Origin of the sequence: Nonomuraea sp. NPDC050691 (assembly GCF_040654455.1) — a bacterium.
Taxonomy (GTDB): domain Bacteria; phylum Actinomycetota; class Actinomycetes; order Streptosporangiales; family Streptosporangiaceae; genus Nonomuraea.
The window spans coordinates 23,498-44,154 of sequence record NZ_JBFAIA010000013.1 but is presented as its reverse complement, the minus strand read 5'-3'; the positions used below and the strand labels follow the sequence as shown (position 1 = coordinate 44,154).

At 70.8% G+C, this 20,657-nt stretch carries 24 protein-coding genes; 10 read left to right on the top strand and 14 right to left on the bottom strand.

All coding sequences use genetic code 11. The annotated features are described in order from the left end of the window. Positions 1-211 precede the first annotated feature (211 nt). From coaA to AB0H81_RS08255, 6 genes are all read left to right on the top strand, one after another. Positions 212-1,114, top strand: coding sequence for a type I pantothenate kinase (gene coaA / locus AB0H81_RS08280; RefSeq protein ID WP_358371059.1), 903 nt, complete (start codon positions 212-214; stop codon positions 1,112-1,114). A 54-nt stretch (positions 1,115-1,168) separates the two neighbouring features. Then, entirely contained in the window at positions 1,169-2,125 is a 957-nt protein-coding gene (locus tag AB0H81_RS08275; protein WP_358370904.1) for a DUF389 domain-containing protein, read from the top strand. 10 nt (positions 2,126-2,135) lie between these two features. Further along, positions 2,136-3,041 (top strand): ABC transporter ATP-binding protein, encoded by a 906-nt coding sequence (locus AB0H81_RS08270; RefSeq protein ID WP_358370901.1) that lies wholly within the window; start codon positions 2,136-2,138, stop codon positions 3,039-3,041. Next, positions 3,034-3,888: an ABC transporter permease gene (locus tag AB0H81_RS08265; protein WP_358370898.1), complete on the top strand. Its 855-nt coding sequence runs from the start codon at positions 3,034-3,036 to the stop codon at positions 3,886-3,888. Before AB0H81_RS08270 ends, AB0H81_RS08265 begins: the two co-directional genes overlap by 8 nt. Further along, positions 3,885-4,799: an ABC transporter ATP-binding protein gene (locus AB0H81_RS08260; RefSeq protein ID WP_358370895.1), complete on the top strand. Its 915-nt coding sequence runs from the start codon at positions 3,885-3,887 to the stop codon at positions 4,797-4,799. The genes AB0H81_RS08265 and AB0H81_RS08260 overlap by 4 nt, the downstream gene beginning before the upstream one ends. A gap of 127 nt (positions 4,800-4,926) precedes the next feature. Then, positions 4,927-5,643, top strand: coding sequence for an ABC transporter permease subunit (locus AB0H81_RS08255; RefSeq protein WP_358370892.1), 717 nt, complete (start codon positions 4,927-4,929; stop codon positions 5,641-5,643). Positions 5,644-5,705: 62 nt separating this feature from the next. On the opposite strand, the gene glmM is transcribed toward AB0H81_RS08255, so the two are convergent. The 3 genes from glmM to rplM are packed head-to-tail and all read right to left on the bottom strand — an operon-like array spanning position 5,706 to position 8,045. Then, complete coding sequence (glmM, locus tag AB0H81_RS08250) at positions 5,706-7,052, bottom strand: phosphoglucosamine mutase (RefSeq protein ID WP_358370890.1); 1,347 nt, start codon at positions 7,050-7,052, stop codon at positions 5,706-5,708. A 1-nt stretch (position 7,053) separates the two neighbouring features. After that, positions 7,054-7,575, bottom strand: a complete 522-nt coding sequence (gene rpsI / locus AB0H81_RS08245) for a 30S ribosomal protein S9 (protein ID WP_185088206.1) — start codon at positions 7,573-7,575, stop codon at positions 7,054-7,056. Between the two features lie 26 nt (positions 7,576-7,601). Continuing rightward, positions 7,602-8,045, bottom strand: a complete 444-nt coding sequence (rplM, locus tag AB0H81_RS08240) for a 50S ribosomal protein L13 (protein ID WP_106236123.1) — start codon at positions 8,043-8,045, stop codon at positions 7,602-7,604. A gap of 372 nt (positions 8,046-8,417) precedes the next feature. Here rplM and AB0H81_RS08235 point away from each other — a divergent pair, with 372 nt between their 5' ends. Both AB0H81_RS08235 and AB0H81_RS08230 read left to right on the top strand, forming a co-directional pair. Then, positions 8,418-9,113, top strand: a complete 696-nt coding sequence (locus AB0H81_RS08235; RefSeq protein ID WP_358370887.1) for a CAP domain-containing protein — start codon at positions 8,418-8,420, stop codon at positions 9,111-9,113. Positions 9,114-9,137: 24 nt separating this feature from the next. After that, a complete protein-coding gene (locus tag AB0H81_RS08230) occupies positions 9,138-10,064 on the top strand; it encodes a hypothetical protein (RefSeq protein WP_358370884.1) in 927 nt (308 codons plus the stop codon). A gap of 986 nt (positions 10,065-11,050) precedes the next feature. Here AB0H81_RS08230 and AB0H81_RS08225 read toward each other — a convergent pair. Next, positions 11,051-11,254 carry a hypothetical protein gene (locus tag AB0H81_RS08225; protein ID WP_358370882.1) on the bottom strand — a complete coding sequence of 68 codons (204 nt, stop codon included), beginning with the start codon at positions 11,252-11,254 and terminating at the stop codon, positions 11,051-11,053. 1,671 nt (positions 11,255-12,925) lie between these two features. Further along, a complete protein-coding gene (locus tag AB0H81_RS08220) occupies positions 12,926-13,474 on the bottom strand; it encodes a hypothetical protein (RefSeq protein WP_358370879.1) in 549 nt (182 codons plus the stop codon). On the opposite strand from AB0H81_RS08220, the gene AB0H81_RS08215 reads away from it, so the two are divergent. After that, positions 13,473-14,000, top strand: coding sequence for a hypothetical protein (locus AB0H81_RS08215; RefSeq protein ID WP_358370876.1), 528 nt, complete (start codon positions 13,473-13,475; stop codon positions 13,998-14,000). The genes AB0H81_RS08220 and AB0H81_RS08215 overlap by 2 nt on opposite strands. A 188-nt stretch (positions 14,001-14,188) precedes the next feature. On the opposite strand, the gene AB0H81_RS08210 is transcribed toward AB0H81_RS08215, so the two are convergent. The 8 genes from AB0H81_RS08210 to infA all read right to left on the bottom strand — a co-directional run bounded on the left by AB0H81_RS08210 (position 14,189) and on the right by infA (position 19,407). Next, the gene (locus AB0H81_RS08210; RefSeq protein ID WP_358370873.1) at positions 14,189-15,262 is read right to left on the bottom strand and encodes a tRNA pseudouridine synthase A; all 1,074 of its coding nucleotides are present in this window, start codon (positions 15,260-15,262) and stop codon (positions 14,189-14,191) included. A 166-nt stretch (positions 15,263-15,428) separates the two neighbouring features. Beyond that, the gene (rplQ, locus tag AB0H81_RS08205; protein WP_358370871.1) at positions 15,429-15,986 is read right to left on the bottom strand and encodes a 50S ribosomal protein L17; all 558 of its coding nucleotides are present in this window, start codon (positions 15,984-15,986) and stop codon (positions 15,429-15,431) included. A gap of 150 nt (positions 15,987-16,136) precedes the next feature. Then, complete coding sequence (locus tag AB0H81_RS08200) at positions 16,137-17,153, bottom strand: DNA-directed RNA polymerase subunit alpha (RefSeq protein ID WP_175587884.1); 1,017 nt, start codon at positions 17,151-17,153, stop codon at positions 16,137-16,139. A 101-nt stretch (positions 17,154-17,254) separates the two neighbouring features. Further along, positions 17,255-17,881 (bottom strand): 30S ribosomal protein S4, encoded by a 627-nt coding sequence (rpsD, locus tag AB0H81_RS08195; protein ID WP_175587885.1) that lies wholly within the window; start codon positions 17,879-17,881, stop codon positions 17,255-17,257. A gap of 19 nt (positions 17,882-17,900) precedes the next feature. Next, on the bottom strand, positions 17,901-18,305 hold the full coding sequence (gene rpsK / locus AB0H81_RS08190) for a 30S ribosomal protein S11 (RefSeq protein ID WP_020542285.1): 405 nt from the start codon (positions 18,303-18,305) through the stop codon (positions 17,901-17,903). A 114-nt stretch (positions 18,306-18,419) separates the two neighbouring features. Next, a complete protein-coding gene (gene rpsM, locus AB0H81_RS08185) occupies positions 18,420-18,800 on the bottom strand; it encodes a 30S ribosomal protein S13 (RefSeq protein WP_358370868.1) in 381 nt (126 codons plus the stop codon). 246 nt (positions 18,801-19,046) lie between these two features. Continuing rightward, positions 19,047-19,160, bottom strand: coding sequence for a 50S ribosomal protein L36 (gene rpmJ / locus AB0H81_RS08180; protein WP_003956441.1), 114 nt, complete (start codon positions 19,158-19,160; stop codon positions 19,047-19,049). A 25-nt stretch (positions 19,161-19,185) separates the two neighbouring features. Next, positions 19,186-19,407: a translation initiation factor IF-1 gene (gene infA / locus AB0H81_RS08175; RefSeq protein ID WP_012887858.1), complete on the bottom strand. Its 222-nt coding sequence runs from the start codon at positions 19,405-19,407 to the stop codon at positions 19,186-19,188. A 211-nt stretch (positions 19,408-19,618) separates the two neighbouring features. Here infA and AB0H81_RS08170 point away from each other — a divergent pair, with 211 nt between their 5' ends. Further along, a complete protein-coding gene (locus AB0H81_RS08170; RefSeq protein ID WP_358370866.1) occupies positions 19,619-20,008 on the top strand; it encodes a hypothetical protein in 390 nt (129 codons plus the stop codon). A 146-nt stretch (positions 20,009-20,154) separates the two neighbouring features. Here the strand turns inward: AB0H81_RS08170 and AB0H81_RS08165 are convergent, their stop codons facing one another. Further along, positions 20,155-20,568, bottom strand: coding sequence for a hypothetical protein (locus tag AB0H81_RS08165; protein WP_358370864.1), 414 nt, complete (start codon positions 20,566-20,568; stop codon positions 20,155-20,157). Between the last annotated feature and the right edge of the window lie 89 nt (positions 20,569-20,657).

Here is a 20,657-nt window from a genome sequence, read left to right as displayed (position 1 = left end):
CTGGCTTCACCGAACAGTAGCCGCCCGGCAAGCGTGCCAAGCCCGGTTTCGCGGAGATGACGACGTGTCGACGGCGAGGGAACGCGCACCTTTCCCCGAACTGACTGTCGATAATCCCCACAGGTTCATCCACAGGCTGTGGACAACTCGCCGACCCCGCCGACTTCCCTGCCCGCGGCGTCGCTACGCTGCCTAGGTGAACAACGGCTACGTGGAACTGAGCAGGGAGCAGTGGAGCGACCTCCGCAAGAACACGCCCTTGACTCTCACCGCAGAAGAGCTGGAAGAGCTGCGCGGCCTCGACGACCCCATCGACCTGGTCGAGGTCACCGACATCTACCTCCCCCTGACCCGGCTGCTGAACCTGCACTACACGGGGTCCAAGCAGCGCAGTAGCGTGCTCAGCGCCTTCCTCGGCCATCCCGAGCGGCGCGTGCCGTACATCCTGGGCATCGCGGGCAGCGTCGCGGTCGGCAAGTCGACCACGGCGCGGCTGCTGCACACGCTGCTGGCCCGCTGGCCCGAGCACCCGCACGTGGAACTGATCACCACCGACAGCTTCCTCTACCCGAACACGGTGCTGGAGGCCAAGGGCATCATGCACCGCAAGGGCTTCCCCGAGAGCTACGACCGCAGGGCGCTGGTCCGGTTCGTGGCCGAGGTGAAGGCAGGGGCGGCCGAGGTGAAGGCCCCGATCTACAGCCACCTTGAGTACGACATCGTCCCCGGCGCGACCCAGAGCGTGAAAAGTCCGGACATCCTCATCATCGAGGGGCTGAACGTCCTCCAACCGGCCCCGCCCACCTCGCTCGCGGTCAACGACTACTTCGACTTCTCCATCTACGTGGACGCCAAGGTCGAGGACATCCGCACCTGGTACGTCGAACGCTTCCACAAGCTGCGCCGCACCGCCTTCGAGGACCCCAAGTCGTACTTCCGGTACATCGCCGAACTGTCGTACGAGGAGGCCACGAAGTTCGCCGTCGACGTCTGGCGCGACATCAACGAGCGCAACCTCGTCGAGAACATCGCCCCGACCCGGGGCCGCGCCGATCTCGTCCTCCAGAAGGGCGCCGACCACTCCGTCCGGAGGGTGCGCCTGCGCCGCACCTGACGCCTCCGCCTCGCTGGGGCCCGCCGGGGCCCCGGCATGGAAGAGAATGGCCCGATGCTCCACCTGCGACTGATCACTCCCTCCTCCCGCACCGCCGAGGTGACGTCGGTGCTGGAGGGGTGCACGGGAGCCACCAACATCGTCGTCCTGCCCGGCGCCGCGCGGGAGCCGGCGGGCGACCTCGTGCTCGCCGACGTGGCGCGCGAGTCGGCCAACGAGGTGATCGGCGACCTGTCCTGGCTGCGCGAGGTGGGCTCGATCGCCGCAGAGCCCGTCCACCTGTCGATCTCCAGAGTCGCCGAGCAGGCGGTGGAGGACGCCCCGGGTGACCCCGACGACGCCGTCATCTGGGAAGAGCTGGAGCACCGGGTTCACGCCGACTCGCGCATCACCTGGGCGTACCTCATGTTCCTGGGCATCGCCACCCACCTCACCGCCATCGGCGTGCTCCAGAAGTCGATCATCCTCGTCGTCGGGGCCATGGTCCTCGGGCCGGAGTTCGGCCCGATCGCGGCCATCTGCTTCGGGCTGCTGCGCGGGCGCTGGCGCCTCGTCACAGGCGCCTTCAGGACGCTGGTGGTGGGCTTCTCGATCGCCATCGCCGTGACCGTCGCCTTCTCGCTGACCCTGCGCGGGCTCGGCTGGATCGAGCCGTCGAGCCTGCTCGGCAACGACGAGCTCCAGTTCATCGTCAAGCCCGACCGGTGGTCCTTCATCGTGGCGCTGCTCGCCGGCGTGGCCGGGGTGCTGTCGATCACGGCGGGCAAGTCGACGGCGCTCATCGGCGTCTTCATCTCCGTGACCACGGTGCCCGCCGCCGGCTACGCGGCCGTGGCGATCGCGCTCGGCGACTGGGCCGAGGTCGCGGGCTCCGTCTCGCAGCTCGCGGTGAACGTCGCCGGCATGGTGATCGCGGGCACCGCCACCCTCTGGGTCCAGCACAGATTCTGGCCTCAAGTAGGACGTACGTCCTCCGTGAGGCCGATGCCGCGGGGTGACACCGGCGGGTAGTGTCCGGATCATGCACATCCTCGACACCGAGGGGCTGACCAAACGCTTCCCGACCGTCACGGCGCTCGACGGGCTCACCGTCACCGCCGGACCTGGCGTCACCGGCCTGGTCGGGGCCAACGGGGCCGGCAAGTCGACGCTGATCAAGATCCTGCTGGGGCTGCTCCCGCCCACGGCCGGCGGCGCCAGCGTGCTCGGCCTCGACGTCACGACGCGCGGACCCGACATCCGCCGGCTCGTCGGCTACATGCCCGAGCACGAGTGCCTGCCGCCTGACGTCTCCGCCACCGAACTGGTCGTCCACCTCGCCCGGATGTCCGGGCTCCCCCGCACGGCCGCCCGGGAGCGGGCCGCCGACGTACTGCGCCACGTCGGGCTGGCCGAGGAACGCTACCGTCCTGTCGGCGGCTACTCCACCGGCATGAAGCAGCGTGTCAAGCTCGCCCAGGCGCTCGTCCACGACCCCAAGCTCATCCTCCTGGACGAGCCGACCAACGGGCTCGACCCGCGCGGACGCGACGAGATGCTCACCCTGATCCGGCGCATCGGCACCGAGTTCGGCATCAGCGTGCTGGTCACCTCCCACCTGCTCGGCGAGCTGGAACGGGTGTGCGACCACGTGATCGTCATCGACGCCGGGCGGCTGCTGCGCTCGTCCGCGATCGGCGAGTTCACCCAGGCGACGCGGAGCGTCACCGTGGAGGTCGACGAGGGCACCCAGGCGCTGGCCGACCGGCTGGCCGAGCTGGGCCACGGCGTCGCCCCGCACGGGCGGATGCTGCTGGTCGACGTCACCGGCCCCGACACTCTCGACGCCATCCGCGACGCGACCGCCGACCTCGGCCTGTGCCTCATCCGGCTCGAACGCGGCCGGCAGCGCATCGAGGACGTCTTCAGGGAGGCCGCTGGTGTCTGAGATCTACGACATCGGATACCGCCACTACGACGGCCCCCGGCTCGGGCGCGGCCACACCACCCGGGCGCTCACCGTCCACAGCCTGCGCGGCGTGTTCGGCCTCGGCCGCCCGGCCCGCAGCAAGCTCGTGCCGTTCTCGCTGGCCGCCATCATGGTGCTGCCCGCGATCGTGTCCATCGCGATCATGGCGCTGATGCGGCGCGAGGGCCTCAGCTACAGCGGCTTCGCGGTCATCATGCAGGCCGTGCTGGCCATCTTCCTGGCCGCGCAGGCGCCCACGGTCGTGGCCCCCGACCTGCGCTTCCGGGTGCTGCCGCTCTACCTGTCGCGCCCGGTCACGATCACCGAGTACGTCGGCGCCAAGGTCGTCGCGATGACCGTCGCCCTCTACGCGCTGATCGCGGTGCCGCTGACCCTCATGTTCGCCGGCGAGCTGCTCGTGGACCTCCCCGGGCCGCCCCACACCAAGGAGTACGCGGGCGCCATGGTCACCGGCCTGCTGCTCGCGGTGCTGCTGTCGGCGTTCGGGCTGGCCATCGCCTCGCTGACGCCGCGGCGCGGGCTAGGCGTCGCCTCCGTGATCGCCCTGTACCTGCTCGCCTCGGCCTCGGTCCCGATCGTGTACAGCACGCTGCTGTCCGTCGGCAACGACGCCGCTGCCCGGTGGGCCTGGCTGCTCAACCCGTTCTGGCTGGTGGACGCCGTCCAGGTATGGCTGTTCGGCACGACGCCGAACTCGGAGGGCGGCTACCCCGAAGGGCCCGTCCCCCTCGTCATCGTGGTCCTGCTCATCGCCGCCGCCGTGGCGGCGCTCGCGCTCCGCTACCGGAAGGCGGCCTCGCGGTGAACATCGAGTTGGCGCAGGTCTCGCGCTGGTACGGCAACGTCGTCGCGGTCAACGACGTGACCATGACCATCGCGCCCGGGGTCACCGGGCTGCTCGGGCCCAACGGGGCGGGCAAGTCGACGCTGCTGCACATGATGGCCGGGTTCCTCGCGCCGTCGAACGGCACCGTCACGCTGGACGGCACCCGCGTCTGGAAGAACCACCACGTCTACCGCCACATCGGCCTCGTCCCGGAGCGGGAGGGCGTCTACGGCTTCCTGACCGGCTGGCAGTTCGTGCTGTCGGCCGCCCGCCTGCACGGGCTGCCCGACCCGGTCGAGGCCGCCCGTAAGGCGCTGGCCACGGTCGAGATGGAGGAGCCCAAGGACCGGCGGGTCGAGACGTACTCCAAGGGCATGCGCCAGCGCGTCAAGGTGGCCGCCGCGCTCGTCCACGACCCGCCGGTGCTGCTGCTCGACGAGCCGTTCAACGGCATGGACCCGCGCCAGCGGATGCACCTCATGGACCTGATCCGCTCGATGGGCGCCGCCGGCAAGACCATCCTGTTCAGCTCGCACATCCTGGAGGAGGTCGAGCGGGTCGCCCAGCACATCGAGGTGCTCGTCGCCGGCCGGCACGCCGCCTCGGGCGACTTCCGCGAGATCCGCCGGCTGATGACCGACCGGCCGCACCTGTTCCGCATCCGCAGCAGCGACGACCGGCGGCTGGCCGCGGCGCTCATGCTCGACGACTCGGCGGGCGGGGTCTCCCTCGGGCCCGACGGGCTGGAGGTGCGGGCCGTGGAGTTCCGCGGCTTCGCCCGGCTCCTGCCCCGCGTCGCCCGCACCGAGGGCATCCGCCTGCACGAGGTCTCCCCCGCCGACGAAGACCTCGAAAGCGTCTTCTCCTACCTGATCAACCGGAGCACCTGATGAATCCGCGAGAGAGCGCCGGTGTCTGGACCCGCGAGCGAGCGCCGGCGCCTGGACTGAGGAGCGCCGGGAGCGACGAGGGAAGACACCGGGTGCCAGCGACCGAGCCGCCGAACGGAGTGAGGCAATGAATGCCGTGGTGGCGGGCATCACGTATCGGGCGTTGCTCGGGCGACGCCGTATCGTTCTGCTCCTCCTTCTCCCTACGGCGCTCGTGGGCCTCGCCCTGCTCCTGCGCCTGATGGGCAGCGACGACCAGCGCTCGGCCATGCTGCTCATGCAGAACTTCGCCATCGGCACCATGTTGCCCCTGCTCGGCCTCATCGCCGGCACGGGCGTCATCGCCCCCGAGATCGACGACGGCACGATCATCCACCTGATGTCCAAGCCGATCTCCCGGCCGGTCATCGCCCGGACCAAGTTCCTCGTCGCGGCGTCGCTGCTGGCGCTCTTCGCCGCCGTGCCGACCTACGTCGCGGCCTGGCTGCTCGTGGGCACCGAGGACGCCATCGCGCCCGGCTTCGCCGTCGGCGCGCTCGCGGCGGGCATCGCGTACGCGGCGGTCTTCCTGCTGCTCGGCGTGGTCACGCGCCACGCCGTGACGATCGGCGTCGTCTACGCCCTGGTCTGGGAAGGGCTGGTGGGCGGCTTCGTGCCGGGCGCCCGCAAGTTCTCGGTCCAGCAGTGGGCCCAGTCGATCGCCGACCAGATCTCCACCTCGCCGTTCCTCAAGGCCGACGTCGCGCTGGGCTTCGCCGTACCGGCCCTGCTGATCGTCACCGTGCTGGCGGTGCTGTGGGCGGGACAGCGGCTGCGCTCCTTCTCCCTCACCGGCGACGAGTAGGCCGCCGGACACGACGAAGGAGGGGTACGGCGTGCCCGCCGTACCCCTCCTTCGTCACTTGCTCAGGCGCAGGCGACCCGAACCACGTCGGCGAGACGCTCGGCCACCTTGGTGGCCTGGTCCTCCGAGGACGCCTCGACCATCACGCGGATCATCGGCTCGGTGCCGCTCGGCCGGATCAGCACCCGGCCGGTGTCGCCCAGCTCCGCCTCCGCGTCGGCGACCGCCGACACGAGCTCGGCGGCCTTGGCCTTGCCCTTGTCCACGTCCTTGACGTTGATGAGCACCTGCGGCATCGGCGTCATGATCGATGCCAGCTCGCGCAGCGACCTGCCCGAGGAGGCCATCACCGACAGCAGGTGCAGCGAGGTCAGCAGCCCGTCACCCGTGGTGGCGTGGTCCAGCATGATCACATGCCCGGACTGCTCGCCGCCGAGGTTGTAGCCGTCGGCCTTCATGCGCTCCAGCACGTAACGGTCGCCCACCGCGGTCTCCACCACGGTGATGCCCGCCTCGCGCATGGCCAGCTTGAAGCCCAGGTTGGACATCACGGTCGCGACCACGGTGTCCTTGGCGAGCGTGCCCTCCGCGTGCATCGCCGAGGCCAGGATCGCCATGATCTGGTCGCCGTCGACGACCGCGCCCGTGTGGTCCACCGCGAGGCAGCGGTCGGCGTCGCCGTCGTAGGCGATGCCGACGTCGGCGCCGCGCGAGATCACCACCTGCTGGAGCTTGTCCAGGTGGGTGGAGCCGTAACCGTCGTTGATGTTGAGGCCGTCGGGGCGCGCCCCGATCGCCTCCACCTGGGCACCGGCCCGGAGCAACGCCTCGGGCGCGACCATGTGGGCGGCCCCGTGGGCGCAGTCGACGACGACGCGCAGCCCGTCGAGCCCGCCCCGCATCGTGGCCAGCACATGGCTGATGTACCGGTCGGCCTCACCGTAGGCGTCGCGCACCCGCCCGACGGCCGAGCCGACGGGAAAGCTCCAGTCCTCGCCCAGCCGCCGCTCGATCTCGTCCTCGACCGCGTCGGACAGCTTGAAGCCGCCACGGGCCAGGAACTTGATGCCGTTGTCCGGCGCGGGGTTGTGCGAGGCCGACAGCATGACGCCCAGGTCGGCGCCCAGCGCCGCGGTGAGGTGGGCGACGGCCGGGGTGGGCAGCACGCCGAGGCGCAGCACATCCACTCCGGACGACGCGAGGCCGGCGACCACAGCGGCCTCAAGGAATTCTCCTGAGGCACGCGGGTCCCGGCCTACGACCGCTATCGGACGGCGTCCGGTAGCGGTGAACGCGCCGGCATCGCCGAGGACGTGAGCCGCCGCGACCGAAAGGTCCATGGCGAGCTCCGCCGTGAGGTCGCGTCCCGCGACCCCACGCACCCCGTCGGTGCCGAAAAGACGCGCCAATTTAGCGCTTGCTGTACTGCGGAGCCTTACGGGCCTTCTTGAGGCCGTACTTCTTCCGCTCCGTGGCGCGGGCGTCACGGGTGAGGAAGCCGGCCTTCTTCAGCGGCGGGCGGTTGACCTCGACGTCCAGGATCGCCAGCGCGCGGGACAGGCCCATGCGCAGCGCACCGGCCTGGCCGGTCACGCCGCCGCCGTCGATGCGCGCGATGACGTCGAACGCCTCCTCGGCGCCGAGCACCACGAAGGGCTCGTTGACGATCTGCTGGTGGACCTTGTTGGGGAAGTAGACGTCCAGCGAACGCCCGTTGATCGTCCACTTGCCGGTGCCGGGGACGATGCGCACGCGGGCGATCGCCTCCTTGCGGCGGCCGGTGCCGTACGAGTTGCCCGTGGTGACGGGCTTGCGCACGGGGGCGTCAGCGCTGGCAGCGGATTCGGTGGTGTACTCGGAAGGGAACTCCTCGCCGGAGAAGTCTTCCACCTCGGCCTCGACGGCCGTCTCGACACCGGTGGGCTCAGCCACGGTTCTCCTCTAACTCTTTCGAAGTACTACTGGGCGATCTGGGTGATCTCGAACGGCACCGGCTGCTGGGCCTGGTGCGGGTGCTCGGAACCCGCGTAGACCTTCAGCTTCTTGGCCATCTTCCGGCCGAGGGAGTTCTTCGGCAGCATGCCCTTGACGGCCTTCTCGACCGCCTTGTCCGGCCGCTTGTCCATGAGCTCGCCATAGCTGACGGAACGCAGACCGCCCGGGTAGCCCGAGTGGCGGTAAGCCTTCTTCTGCTCACGCTTGTTGCCGCTGAGCGCGATCTTGTCGGCGTTGATGACGATGACGAAGTCACCGGTGTCGACGTGGTTGGCGAAGATCGGCTTGTGCTTGCCGCGGAGCAGGGTCGCGACGTGGCTGGCCAGCCGGCCCAGCACGACATCGGTCGCGTCGATGACGTACCACTGACGCTGGACGTCGGCGGGCTTCGGTGAGTACGTGCGCACGGTCGTAGCCTTCTTTATGCTCGCGTCTTCGGCGCGCTGCCGGATGCGGCAGCGCTGGGGTCGGTCGGTGCGGGCACACGACGGCCCGGACCTTCCGTCTCCGCACAGATGGGAGATGACGCCGGACGCGCCGCGCATCGGTCACGCAGGACCTATGCACACAACGAACGATTAGGCTACCCCCCTTGGGGGCGCAGGTCAAAAGACCGGTAACCTCGCACGATTCTACCCGACCACAGAACGGTTCTATTTCGGTTCCCGGCAATCCCTTCTTTACCAGGACCACGCGTCTCTATCGTTGGTGGCGGTATGTGGCAGAGCTCTCACCCCCGGCACACCCAGCGGAGCGCACGGCGCCGGAGTCACCTGGGGGTGCTCGTCTGTCTCATGGCCGCGCTGTTCTTCGCGGGCGTGCTGCTGGGGACGCGGATGACCGGCGGCGCCGAGCCGACCGGCCACATCTACCTCAGCGAGACCGCGCCGCCCGCCGCCACCCCCACGCCGAAGCCGACGCCCAAGCCGGCGCGTCCCCGCGCCGACCGGATCCTGCGCTCGACCACCACGGCCACGGCGATGCCCCGCGTACGCAGCCGCGTCCAGCCCACCAGGACGCCGACCGGCGACCTCGTCCCCGGCTACACCGCCGGCGACCCGGCGCGCGCGCTCGGCGACGAGGTCCTGCAGGTCTCCTCCGCCATGGCCGCGCGGGTCGTCAGCCTCACCAACGCCGCCCGCGCCCGGCACGGCTGCGGCCCGCTGCGCGTCGACAGCAGGCTCACGCGCTCGGCCCGCGCCCACTCGATGGAGATGGCGAGCCACGGCCGCTTCGAGCACGGGTCGCCCGACGGCGCGTCACCGTGGGACCGCATGGAGCGCGCCGGATACCGCGCGGGCGCGGCCGAGAACATCGGCCGCGGGTACTCCTCACCGGAGGAGGCCGTGGAGGGGTGGCTCGACAGCCGCGACCACCGCCAGAACATCCTCAACTGCCGCATCCGGGCCATCGGCGTCGGCGTCGTGTCGGGTCCCGGAGGACCGTGGTGGACACAGGACTTCGGATATTCCTGACGTCCTCGCGGTAATCTCGCCCGCATGGGTTTTCCCGACGACAGCGAGAGCAGCACCCAGCGCATCGCCAGCCGCTTCCGCAGGAAGCGTGACGACGCCCCCGAGACCGAGGCCTCCCCCGTCCCCGAGACCAGTGCCTTCGCGCGTCCGCCGTACCAGGACAAGTCGCCCGCGCAGCGGGCGCCGGTCGTCGAGGAGCCCGGACGCCAGGAACGCCGCGCCACGTGGAGCCCGTACGCCGAGGGCCCGAAGTCGCGCGGTCCCCTCTGGTTCACCCTGGGCGGCGTCGCGGTGCTCGCCGCGCTCGTGGTCGGGCTGACCATGATGTGGAAGGCCGGCGACTCCGAGTCCACCGCCACCGCCCCGCGCCGCAGCTCCGCGCCACTGCCGTCGGGGCCGCCCGGCAAGTACGGCTACGCCGGCGAGCGGTCCACGGACCCCGATCCGCTCACGGTCAAGGAGCTGTTCCCGACCAAGAAGTTCGCCGTGTCGGGACGCTCGTACGAGATGACCATCACCAGCAAGCTCAAGAAGTGCGGCGACGGCGCCCTCGGCAGCAAGCTGCAGAAGGCCCTCAAGTCCGGCAAGTGCAACCAGCTCATCCGGGCCAGCTTCCGCGACAAGGCCGGCAAGATCATCGGTACGGTCGGCGTGGCCAACCTCAAGACCGGCAAGAACGCCACCAAGGTCGCCTCCGCCGGCAGCCAGACCAACTACGTCAAACCGCTGCCCGGCAAGGACTCGGTCACCAAGCTCGTCGGCTCCGGCAGCGGCGGCGCCCAGGCATGGGCGCACGGCCACTACGCGATCCTGATCTGGTTCCAGAACAAGGACGGCAGCAAGCCCGACAAGAAGAGCCAGAAGGCCATCATGGGGGCGGCCGTCGACATCTCCAAGGCCACGGTGTTCAAGGCCCTCGACGCGCGCTCGCTGACCGGCCACCCCGCCTGAAAGCCGCCCTTCACCCGACAAGGTCACAAAGCACTCACCTGATGCCGCCGGGAACGCCCATACCGCCATGACGATCTCCCGACTCTCGCTAGGCTCGCCCTTATGCGTGGCCAGGAACCTGGGTCTGAGCCCGATCGCGGGGACGCCGGCGACCCGGCGGCGCCGGCGACGCCACCGCCGAGCTTCGGCCGGCCCGCTGAGCGACGCGCCCCCTCTCCGCCGTCCCCGTCCCGTGAGCCGTCCGACGTGACGGGGCGCGAGCGTCCCCCGTACACGTGGGGGCCACCGCCACTGCCGTCCTCCGCATCCTCGTCGTCCCCGTCGTCCTCGTCGTCCGGGAGCGGGGAGCACGCGGTCACGCCCGGGCACGGTGCGGGCGGCGCCTCGGCGGGCGCGCACCCGTGGGAGGTGCCCGGAGGCGACGCGGCCCCGTACGACTGGTACGCGGCCCCCTCGACTCCCGGCCCCACGGCCCCGGAGACAGCCCCATCCCGACCGACGCATTCCGCATATCCAGGGTCAAACCCAACGCACTCCACGTTCCCGCAGGGCCCCGCCTCAGCGCTCCCGCAGGGTGACGCACCGACGTTCGCACAGGGCGGCGCTCCGACGTTCCCGCAGGGGGCCGCCCCGGCCGACGACGCCACGCCGTGGGCCTCTCCCGAGCCGGACTCCTGGACCACCGACCCGTCCGCCACCTGGCCCGCCCCCGAACCGGGCCCCTGGCACGTACCCGGCACCCAACCCTCACTGGAGCACTCTGCGGGGACCCACCCTCCCGCCCCGGCGAACTCACCGGGACAGCCGTTACCGCCGGCACAGCCGTACCCCCAAGGCCCGACCAACTCGCCGGGCTCCCCCCACCACGCGGGACCGCCGAGCCAGGCACGATCCAGCGCCCACAGGGGATCACCGGGTCACGCCGGGTCGCCCGGCCATGCCGGAGCGCCGAGCCAGGGATCACCCGCACAGCCGGGGTCGCACGGTCACACCGGATCCCCCGGCCGGCCGGGACCGCCCGCGCCGGCCGGATCGGCGGAGCAGCCTCCGCCGTGGGCGGCCGACCCGGTGGTGCCCGGCGCGCCACGCTGGGAGCCGCCACCTGCTTTCACGGCCGCGGCGGCGGGCATGCAGGTGTGGCCCGCCCCCGTCGCCGACCCGCCCACCATGCCGCCGTGGCCCGCCGCCACGGGCGAACCCGTGCCCGGCCTCGACAACGACGAGGCCCTCACCACGGACCACGCCGCTCCCGGCCATCCGGCTTCGGGGCACCCGGCCTCCGGCGTTCCGGAACCCGCACCCGGCTTCGGCGCGTCTCCGGGGACTCCGGGCACCCCCGCCTTCCCTGGGGCTCCGGGTACTCCTGGAACCACCGACCCCAACACCACAGCACCACACACGCTCGCGACCCCCTACGGCTCCCCTGGCCACCCCTCAGGCCCCCACCCTGTGGGCCCCCAGACGGGCCAGCCTCACACCACAGCACCGCAGAGCCCGGGACCGCACGCCTCAGTACCGCAGGGCTCTGGACCGCACCACGTCGGCCCTCAGACCACCCACACCCCGCCCCCGCGCGCCTTCGACCCCAACGCCACGCAGCCGGACGTGTTCGATTCCGACTTGACGGCCCCTCACCCCATCGAGATCGGCCGGCCGCCTCGCGCCGCCCAAGCGACCGGAGCAACGGCGAGCCCCTCCACCGGCCCGACCAGTCCTGACGCCCCCGGCGCTCTCCACGAGTCCGCCCACGGCGCTCCACAGACCCCGGCCTCCGGCGTTCCGCAGGGACCTGCTCAGGGCGGCCCGCACTCCCCGGCCCCCGCCGCTCCTCACGGGCCCGCTCACGCCGGCACGCACACTCCCACGCCCGACACTCCTCACGGGCCCGCTCACGCCGGCGCGCACACTCCCGCGCCCGGCACTCCTCACGGACCTGCTCAAGGCGGACCACACACCCCGCCCCTCGGCGTCACCCCCTCGGATGGCCCAGGCTCTCCCCACGGCAAGAGCGCTTCCCAGGCTCCCGGCTCCGCTCCGGCGGGTTGGCCCGGGGCCGACGCGAACGACACCATCCCCGCCGGAGCACACACGTCCGGCCCCGGGGAGACCGTCCCGCACCTGCCCCGCCCGGACACCACCCCCGGCGCGCCACCACACACCCAGCCACAGCAGCCACAGTCGCCACAGACTCAGCCGCCGTCGAGCCGGCCGTCTCACCCGCAGGCCCCGCAGGCCCAGCCGCCGCAGGCCCATGTGCAGCCGCGTCAGTCGTCGCAGAGTCATTCGCCGCAAGGCCAGCCGCCCCAAGGTCGGCAAAGCGCCTCAGCCGGCGCCAAGCCCGGCGAGCACGCAGGCCCGTCCACGCCTGCCCCACCGGCCGGTGCCCACCCCGCCACGCCTGGCGACTCACCGCACCACCCCCACGGTGTACGCCCCGCCGAGCCCGGCGACATCCCCGTCTGGCCGCCCGTCGAACACCACGCCCACCCTCAGGGGGCCACGGCTCCGCAGACACAAACCGGCACCCCGCAGCCCGGTACCCCTCAGCCAGGTACCCCGCAGCCCGGCACACCCACCGCGGACACCCCTCAGACAGCCACTCCCTCATCAGGCGGCCCGCACACGCCCGCCACCGCGCCGACGGCACAACACTCACCCAGCGCGCCCCACCCCGACCCGAGCCAGCCCACGGCCCCTCACCCGGCCCCAGACCTTCCCACAGCCGCCCACCACGCGAACGGCCAGACCATCCAAAGCCCGACCAACCACGGCCAGACCAACCACGGCCAGACCACCCCCGGTCAGACCCCACCCGGACAGACCGCACCCGGACAGACCGCCCCCCATCAGACCGCACCCGGTCAGGCCACCCCTGGCCAGAACTCTCCTGGCCAGGCCGTCCCCGGCCAGGCCGCCGCCAACGGGCATGACGCCGCCCGCCCGGCCGGCGGCTGGCCGCCCCCGCCCCAGACCGAGGAGCAGCGCCAGGAGGAGCAACTCCCCGAGCTGCCCTTCGGCCGCGACATCTGGGGTCGGCCGAGCAACCCGCCGCCCCGCTCCCCGCTCTCACCCGCGTCGTTCGACCTGCCCACCTCGGCACCGACCCGGATCGGCGGCCACCCGCTGGGCGCGTTCAAGCAGCCGCCCGCCGCGCCCACACCCCCGGCCGCCCAGCCCAGCAAGGCCAAGCGGGCCGTCCTGGCCGTCGTCGGCGTTCTCGTCCTGGGAGGCGTCGCCACCGGCGGGTTCTTCGCGTACAAGTCGGTGAGCGCGCCCCCGCCCACGGCGGCCTCCAGGCAGCCGTCGGCACGCACCACCGCCCCCGCGCCGCCCTCATCCGCGCCGACCGACTCCGCACCGTCGGCGGCGTCACCCACGTCGAGCACGTCGGGTGTCCCGGCGGCGGCCATGCTCGACTCCGAGGCGACGGACAAGCGCAAGCTGTCGCTGTCCGAGGCGTTCCCGGAGAAGAAGGTGGAGGCGGCCGGCACCACGTTCTCCCGGGTCGAGACGGACATGGAGGACGACTGCCGCAAGGCCGCCGCGGGGCCGTTCGCCGAGGCGCTGCATGACCAGAAGTGCAGCAGGGTGCTGCGGGCGACGTACGTCGACAGCAAGCGCCGTTACGCGGTGACCAGCGGCATCGCGGTGCTCCCCAGCAAGGACGCCGCCATGCGCGCCGACCAGACCAAGAACCTGAGCCGCAACCTGTGGTTCCGCGCCCTCCCGGGCCCCGGCGGCTCCGGCGGCGAGCGCGTCGACATCGCGGGCGGATACGCGGCGGGCCTGGTGTGGGGTCGCTACATCGTGTTCAGCTACGCCACCTACGCCGACGGTCACACCCCGGCGGCCAAGGATCGGACGCTGGGCAAGGTGAGCGACGCCTTCCGCGACGAGATGTCACTCGTCCTGGAGCGCCGTATCTCGAACAGCTGACCAGGACAAGGCAACTCAGCGTCTCGGACGGCTGACCAGAACGAAGCAGCCCCGCGTCTCGGACAGCCGACCAGGACAAAGCAGTCCCGGCATCCGGAACGCCCGACCCGTACGAAGCTGCCCGCGCATCTCGGACGGCCGACGCGGACAACGCCGCTGCCCGCCCACCCGGGCAGCCGCCAAGCCCGTCAGAGGGTGCGCACGCGTCGCGTCGCGGCGGCGCGTGCCGCGAGTTCCTCCGCCGGTGGGTAACGCACCTCCTCCAGGCACAGGCCGTGTGCGGGCGCGACGTGCACCCCGCTGTCCCGTACGGCACCCGCCAGCACCTGGCCCGGCCACGCCACCAGCCGGCGACCGTCGCCCACGGCCAGCAGCGCGCCCACGAGCGCCCGCACCATCGAGTGGCAGAACGCGTCGGCCACCACGGTCGCCACCAGCAGCCCGTCGTCCTCCCGCACCCACCGCAGCCGTTGCAGCTCACGGATCGTGGTGGCACCCTCGCGCTTCTTGCAGAACGCCGCGAAGTCGTGCTCGCCCACCAGCCGCTCGGCCGCGGCGTTCATGGCGTCGAGATCCAGGGGACGGTTGTGCCACACGACCTCGCGCCGCCGCAGCGGGTCGCTCCCGCCGGGCGCGTCGCTCACCCGGTACGCGTACCGGCGGGACAGAGCGGAGAACCGCGCGTCGAAGCCCTCAGAAGCCACGGAGACCCGATGAACCCGTACATCCGTCGCCAGAATCCCGGCCAGGCGTCGCACGAGCGTAGCGAGGCGCTCATCGACGTCCAGCGGCAACTCCTCCACCGCCGTGGCCGCCGCAGGCCCGCCGGCGGCGGCCGGGACCGCGTCATCAACGGCATCCCCGACGTCCCCAGCATTCGCCGGACCCGCCGGGTTCGCCGGATCCGCCCCGTCGCCGAGGGCCGGTCCCTCCTCGGCGCCCAGTCCGGCCTCGGCGACCAGTCCGGCCTCGGCGACCGGTCCCGCCTGAGTGGCCGGTCCCGCCTCGGTGGCCGGACGGCGGCGGTTGCGGTCGAGTTCGGACAAACAGCCCACCGCGACGTCCACATGCGCCACCTGGTGCCGCGCGTGCACCCCGGCGTCGGTCCGGCCCGCCACCGTCAGCGCGGGCGGTTCGCCGAGCCGCAGGATCCGGCCGAGCGCCTGCTCGATCTCCCCCTGGACGGTACGCCGCCCCGGCTGGCGGGCCCAGCCGGAGAAGTCGGTGCCGTCGTACCCGAGGTCGAGGCGGAGCCGTACCACGAGTTACCTCCCCGAGCCGCGCCCCAGCACGGCAGAAATCAGCACAATGACCATCAGCCCGAAGACATCAGCACAAAGACCACCGGCGCGCAGTGGCCGGTGAAACGCGAAACGGGCCCGGCACCCCGTGAGGGGGCCGGGCCCGCGACGCCTGGGACCTGAAAGATCAGGCCTCGTCCTTCTTCGCCTCGGCCGGAGCGTCGGCGGCCTCGGCGGCGGGCGCCTCGTCGGCGGCCGGAGCCTCGGCGGTCTCGGCGGCGGGAGCCTCGGTCTCCTCCACCGCGCTCTCCTCGGCCTCAGCCGGAGCGGCGGCCGGGGCAGCGGCGGCGGCCGGAGCCTCGGAGCGGGAGACGCGAACCGGGTTCAGCGGCTCGGTCACCAGCTCGATGACCGCCATCGGAGCGTTGTCACCCTTGCGCGGCCCCACCTTGGTGATGCGGGTGTAGCCGCCCGGACGCTCGGCGAACGTCGTCGCGAGCTCCGTGAACAGGTGGTGGACGACGCCCTTGTCCTTGACGACCGTGAGGACCTGGCGACGGTTGTGGATGTCGCCCTTCTTCGCCTTGGTGATCAGGCGCTCCGCCACCGGGCGGAGGCGCTTGGCCTTGGCAACCGTGGTGCGGATCTTGCCGTGGCGGAACAGGTCCGTGGCCAGGTTGGCCAGGATCAGCCGCTCGTGGGCAGGGCTGCCGCCAAGACGTGCACCCTTGGTGGGCTTGGGCATTGCGTTCTCCTTGAGAGTTAACCCGCCCCGGCCGTACCAGGTACCGGAGTCGGGCCGGAGGCACCCGTCGGGTGCCGTCCGTTACTGTCGCCCGCCCCGGGCGGCTGGACCGCCCGGTGCGGGGATTCGCGAGGAAGCCCTCGCGATGGCTCAGTACTGCTCGGTCTCGACGTACGCGCTGTCGTCGTCGTCGTAACCGGCGCCGGCCACCGCGCTCGGGTCGAACCCGGGCGGGGAGTCCTTGAGCGCCAGCGACATCTCGTGCAGCTTCTGCTTGACCTCTTCGATCGACTTGGCGCCGAAGTTCCTGATGTCCAGCAGGTCCTGCTCGCTGCGGGCGACGAGCTCACCCACGGTGTGGATGCCCTCGCGCTTGAGGCAGTTGTAGGAGCGGACGGTCAGGTTGAGCTCCTCGATCGGCAGCGCCAGGTCGGCCGCCAGGGCGGCGTCGGTCGGCGACGGGCCGATGTCGATGCCCTCGGCCTCGACGTTGAGCTCGCGGGCCAGGCCGAACAGCTCGACGAGGGTCTTACCGGCGGAGGCCACCGCGTCGCGGGGCTTCATGGCCGGCTTGGTCTCGACGTCCAGGATGAGGCGGTCGAAGTCGGTGCGCTGCTCGACTCGGGTGGCCTCGACCTTGTAGGTGACCTTGAGCACCGGCGAGTAGATGGAGTCGATCGGGATGCGACCGATCTCCTGGCCGGGCTGCTTGTTCTGCGCGGCGGAGACGTAGCCGCGACCGCGCTCGACGGTCAGCTCCATCTCCAGCTTCGCCTTGCCGTTCAGCGTGGCGATGCGCAGCTCCGGGTTGTGCACCTCGACACCGGCCGGCGGCGCGATGTCGGCGGCGGTGACCTCACCGGGGCCCTGCTTGCGCAGGTACATCACGACCGGCTCGTCGTGCTCGGAGGAGACGACCAGTTCCTTGAGGTTGAGGATGATGTCGGTGACGTCTTCCTTGACCCCGGGAACGGTCGAGAACTCGTGCAGCACGCCCTCGATCCGGATGCTCGTCACGGCCGCGCCCGGAATGGACGACAGCAGCGTGCGGCGGAGCGAGTTGCCGATGGTGTAGCCGAAGCCCGGCTCCAGCGGCTCGATGATGAACCGCGACCGGGTGTCGTCGATCGACTCTTCGAGAAGAGTCGGACGCTGAGCGATCAGCATGCGGGTACTCCCCTTGTCGTGTGGCGCCCGCTATATGACGCCACTCCGATATACAGCCTAAATGGCGTACGGCAGGCCGTACGCCATTCAGCAGGCGAGGACTACTTGGAGTAGTACTCGACGATCAGCTGCTCCTGGACCTGGGTGTCGATCTGCTGGCGGACCGGCAGCTGGTGGACCAGGACGCGGAGCTTCTCCGGCACGACGCCCAGCCAGGCCGGGACGGTGCGCTCGCCGGCGGTGGCGCGGGCCACCTCGTACGGCATGAGGCTGCGCTTGTTCTCGCGGACCTCGATGATGTCGTGCTCGCGCACGCGGTACGACGGGATGTCGACCTTCTTGCCGTTCACCAGGAAGTGGCCGTGACGGACCTGCTGGCGCGCGGCGTCGCGCGACTGGGCGAAACCGGCGCGGTAGACGACGTTGTCGAGGCGGGTCTCCAGGATCTGGAGCAGCACCTCACCCGTCTTGCCGGTCTTGCGGGTGGCTTCCTCGTAGTAGTTGTGGAACTGCTTCTCGAGGACGCCGTAGATGCGGCGGGTCTTCTGCTTCTCGCGAAGCTGAAGCTGGTACTCGGACTCCTTCGGACGTCCGCGACCGTGCTCACCCGGCGGGTAGGGACGGATCTCGATGGGGCACTTGGCGGACTCGCACTTGCTGCCCTTGAGGAAGAGCTTGGTCTTCTCGCGACGGCAGAGCTTGCAGTCCGCGCCCGTGTAACGAGCCATTTCTCAATATCTCCTGGGATCAGACGCGGCGGCGCTTCGGCGGACGGCAGCCGTTGTGCGGAACCGGGGTGACGTCCTGGATCGACCCGACCTCGAGGCCGGTGGCCTGGAGGGAGCGGATCGCGGTCTCGCGGCCGGAGCCCGGGCCCTTGACGAAGACGTCGACCTTGCGCATGCCGTGCTCCATGGCGCGGCGGGCGGCGTTCTCGGCGGCCATCTGGGCGGCGAACGGGGTGGACTTACGGGAGCCCTTGAAACCCACGTGGCCGGCGCTGGCCCAGGAGATCACGTTCCCGTTGGGGTCGGTGATCGAAACGATCGTGTTGTTGAACGTGCTCTTGATGTGGGCGTGCCCATGAGCGACGTTCTTCTTTTCCTTGCGGCGCACCTTCTTCGGCGCACCCTGACGGCTCTTAGGAGGCATCCTTCGCCTTCACTCCTGAGGTGTTCGGTCTCGCGGCTGCTGAGAGCGGTCACGTCCGCCCGGCCCCCGCCGATCACGGCTGAGGGGCCCGGGCGCCGGCCGCTCCAGTGCGGACTACTTCTTACCGGGCTTCTTCTTGCCGGCCACGGTCTTCTTCTTGCCCTTGCGGGTGCGCGCGTTGGTCTGCGTGCGCTGGCCGTGGACGGGCAGGCCCTTGCGGTGCCTGATGCCCTGGTAACAGCCAATTTCGATCTTGCGGCGGATGTCGGCCTGGACCTCGCGGCGCAGGTCACCCTCGATCTTGAAGTTCGCCTCGATGTAGTCACGCATCGGGACGAGCTCGTTGTCGGAGAGCTGGTGCACGCGGAGGTCACCGCTGACACCGGTCGCCTGGAGGATCTCCTGAGCGCGGGTGCGGCCGATTCCGTAGATGTAGGTGAGAGCGATCTCCAGCCGCTTGTCGCGGGGGAGGTCGACGCCAACCAGGCGAGCCATGGTCGGGCATTCTCCTTCGGTGTGGCGGAGGTCTTACGCCTCATCTCCCCTCCCCATGCCCGGGGTGAGGGCCCCGGCCTCCGACCGGGGGTCTCCTGAGTGGTACGGCCTTCCGTGCCAGTACGAGGCCAGGCCCCGTGCGGCACGCCGCCTTCTCAGGTGTGAAGCGTTACTACTGACTCAGGCTCCTCATGCGTCGAGCCCGCTCCCTGAAATCGGGGCGGACTCGGAGAAGCCTCGCGGCGACTAGCCCTGACGCTGCTTGTGGCGCAGGTTGTCGCAGATCACCATGACGCGACCGTGCCGGCGGATCACCTTGCACTTGTCGCAGATCTTCTTGACGCTCGGCTTTACCTTCATTGTCCTTCGTGTTCCTCAGACGTCTTCACTTGTATCGGTAGACGATCCGCCCACGACTGAGGTCGTAGGGGCTCAGTTCCACGACCACCCGGTCGTCAGGCAGAATCCGGATGTAGTGCATCCGCATCCGTCCGCTGATGTGGGCCAGGACCTTATGGCCGTTGTCGAGCTGCACCCGGAACATGGCGTTCGGGAGCGACTCGACCACAGTGCCCTCGATCTCGATGGCGCCGTCTTTCTTGGCCAAAATCCCTCGCGTTTCACTGATCGATCGTCTGAGGCTCCGGTTCACTAAGCAGCCGCGACCTCACGCTTCGAAGAGAGCGGCGACCGGCAAAGGACGCCGACGCGTGATAGTCATAGTGAGCCGACTAAGGAGTGTACGACACCTGAGCCAAAAACGCGAAACGCGTGCCAGGTGTCCTGACACAACCACGGATCAGTTTACCCCACGGCGGGTGCCCCGTGACCCCGCACGCGCCATCGTCGCGGCGCGTCCTTCACAGGAAGGCCGTACGGCGGCGCAGGCCCTGGGTTCTCTGCCATGCAGCCCGCCGGCTCCGGGGCCGGCCGGCCTCCTCGTCCACCGGCACGACGAACGACTCGCCGCGATGCACAACGCGCTGGTACGCGGGGAACTGCGGCGCGACGGCGACGACTGGCTGTTCGTCCCCGCCAAGGTCGTCGAGCCCGCGGGCTCCGGGCGTCCGCTGGACATGATCGGCACGCTGCGCCGGGCGCGCCGGGCCACCCGTGCCCATCTCGACCGCCGGGGGCTGCCCCGTCCCAAGGTGGCCTGGACCGAGTTCCAGGCCCTCGCCGCGGCGGCGTCCCGTACCGGCGGCTGACGCCTCCTGGTCCCGCGGCACGCACGCGGGAAGGCCCGCCGACGGGACGTCGGCGGGCCTTCCGGGGTTCGGGCCGGGCCGCGGGGAGATGTGCGCGTCCACGGCCGCCAGGAGGGGAGCTGAGGGGCGGGCGTCAGCGGCGGGCATCAGTAGATGCGGTACACCTTGCCACAGTCGTTGAACTTGCCGCCCCAGCAGGTGTACGTGTACACGTGCTTGATCCCCTTCTTCGACCAGGTCTCGCTGTGCGAGCCGTCGAACGGGCGGCTGAACTTGCCACCGCCGCCGCCCTTGAACTCGTAGCGGAACCAGATCCAGCCGGACTTCGGCGTGGACTCCTTGCCGTACCACTTGGTGTAGACCCGGCCGTGGGACTTCCAGGTGTAGCCGTAGGTGTAGGCCTTGTGGCTCTTGGAGTAGAACTTGCCCCACTTGTGGACCGAGGTGCTCTGGGACGCCGTGGCCGTGGTGGCGGTGGCGGCCTGCGCGGCGGGAGCGGTCAGGGCGAGGCCGGCGGCGAGGGAGCCGGCGAGGGCGGCCGTCGCGATGAGCTTGCGCATGTCTTCCTCCAATGAGTCGGTGCTTCTCGATGCGACTCACGTTAGGAAGATTCGACTGTCCGATCTGTGGAGGAATACGCAGAGTGCAC

Excerpts from the sequence above, each read along its gene's own strand:
- AB0H81_RS08275 (WP_358370904.1), top strand. The coding sequence starts at position 1,169 with ATGCTCCACCTGCGACTGATCACTCCCTCCTCCCGCACCGCCGAGGTG.
- AB0H81_RS08270 (WP_358370901.1), top strand. The coding sequence starts at position 2,136 with ATGCACATCCTCGACACCGAGGGGCTGACCAAACGCTTCCCGACCGTC.
- AB0H81_RS08255 (WP_358370892.1), top strand. The coding sequence starts at position 4,927 with ATGAATGCCGTGGTGGCGGGCATCACGTATCGGGCGTTGCTCGGGCGA.
- AB0H81_RS08230 (WP_358370884.1), top strand. The coding sequence starts at position 9,138 with ATGGGTTTTCCCGACGACAGCGAGAGCAGCACCCAGCGCATCGCCAGC.
- AB0H81_RS08215 (WP_358370876.1), top strand. The coding sequence starts at position 13,473 with ATGCTCGACTCCGAGGCGACGGACAAGCGCAAGCTGTCGCTGTCCGAG.
- AB0H81_RS08220 (WP_358370879.1), bottom strand. The coding sequence starts at position 13,474 with ATGGCCGCCGCCGGGACACCCGACGTGCTCGACGTGGGTGACGCCGCC.
- rplQ (WP_358370871.1), bottom strand. The coding sequence starts at position 15,986 with ATGCCCAAGCCCACCAAGGGTGCACGTCTTGGCGGCAGCCCTGCCCAC.
- AB0H81_RS08200 (WP_175587884.1), bottom strand. The coding sequence starts at position 17,153 with ATGCTGATCGCTCAGCGTCCGACTCTTCTCGAAGAGTCGATCGACGAC.
- rpsD (WP_175587885.1), bottom strand. The coding sequence starts at position 17,881 with ATGGCTCGTTACACGGGCGCGGACTGCAAGCTCTGCCGTCGCGAGAAG.
- rpsK (WP_020542285.1), bottom strand. The coding sequence starts at position 18,305 with ATGCCTCCTAAGAGCCGTCAGGGTGCGCCGAAGAAGGTGCGCCGCAAG.
- rpsM (WP_358370868.1), bottom strand. The coding sequence starts at position 18,800 with ATGGCTCGCCTGGTTGGCGTCGACCTCCCCCGCGACAAGCGGCTGGAG.
- rpmJ (WP_003956441.1), bottom strand. The coding sequence starts at position 19,160 with ATGAAGGTAAAGCCGAGCGTCAAGAAGATCTGCGACAAGTGCAAGGTG.
- AB0H81_RS08165 (WP_358370864.1), bottom strand. The coding sequence starts at position 20,568 with ATGCGCAAGCTCATCGCGACGGCCGCCCTCGCCGGCTCCCTCGCCGCC.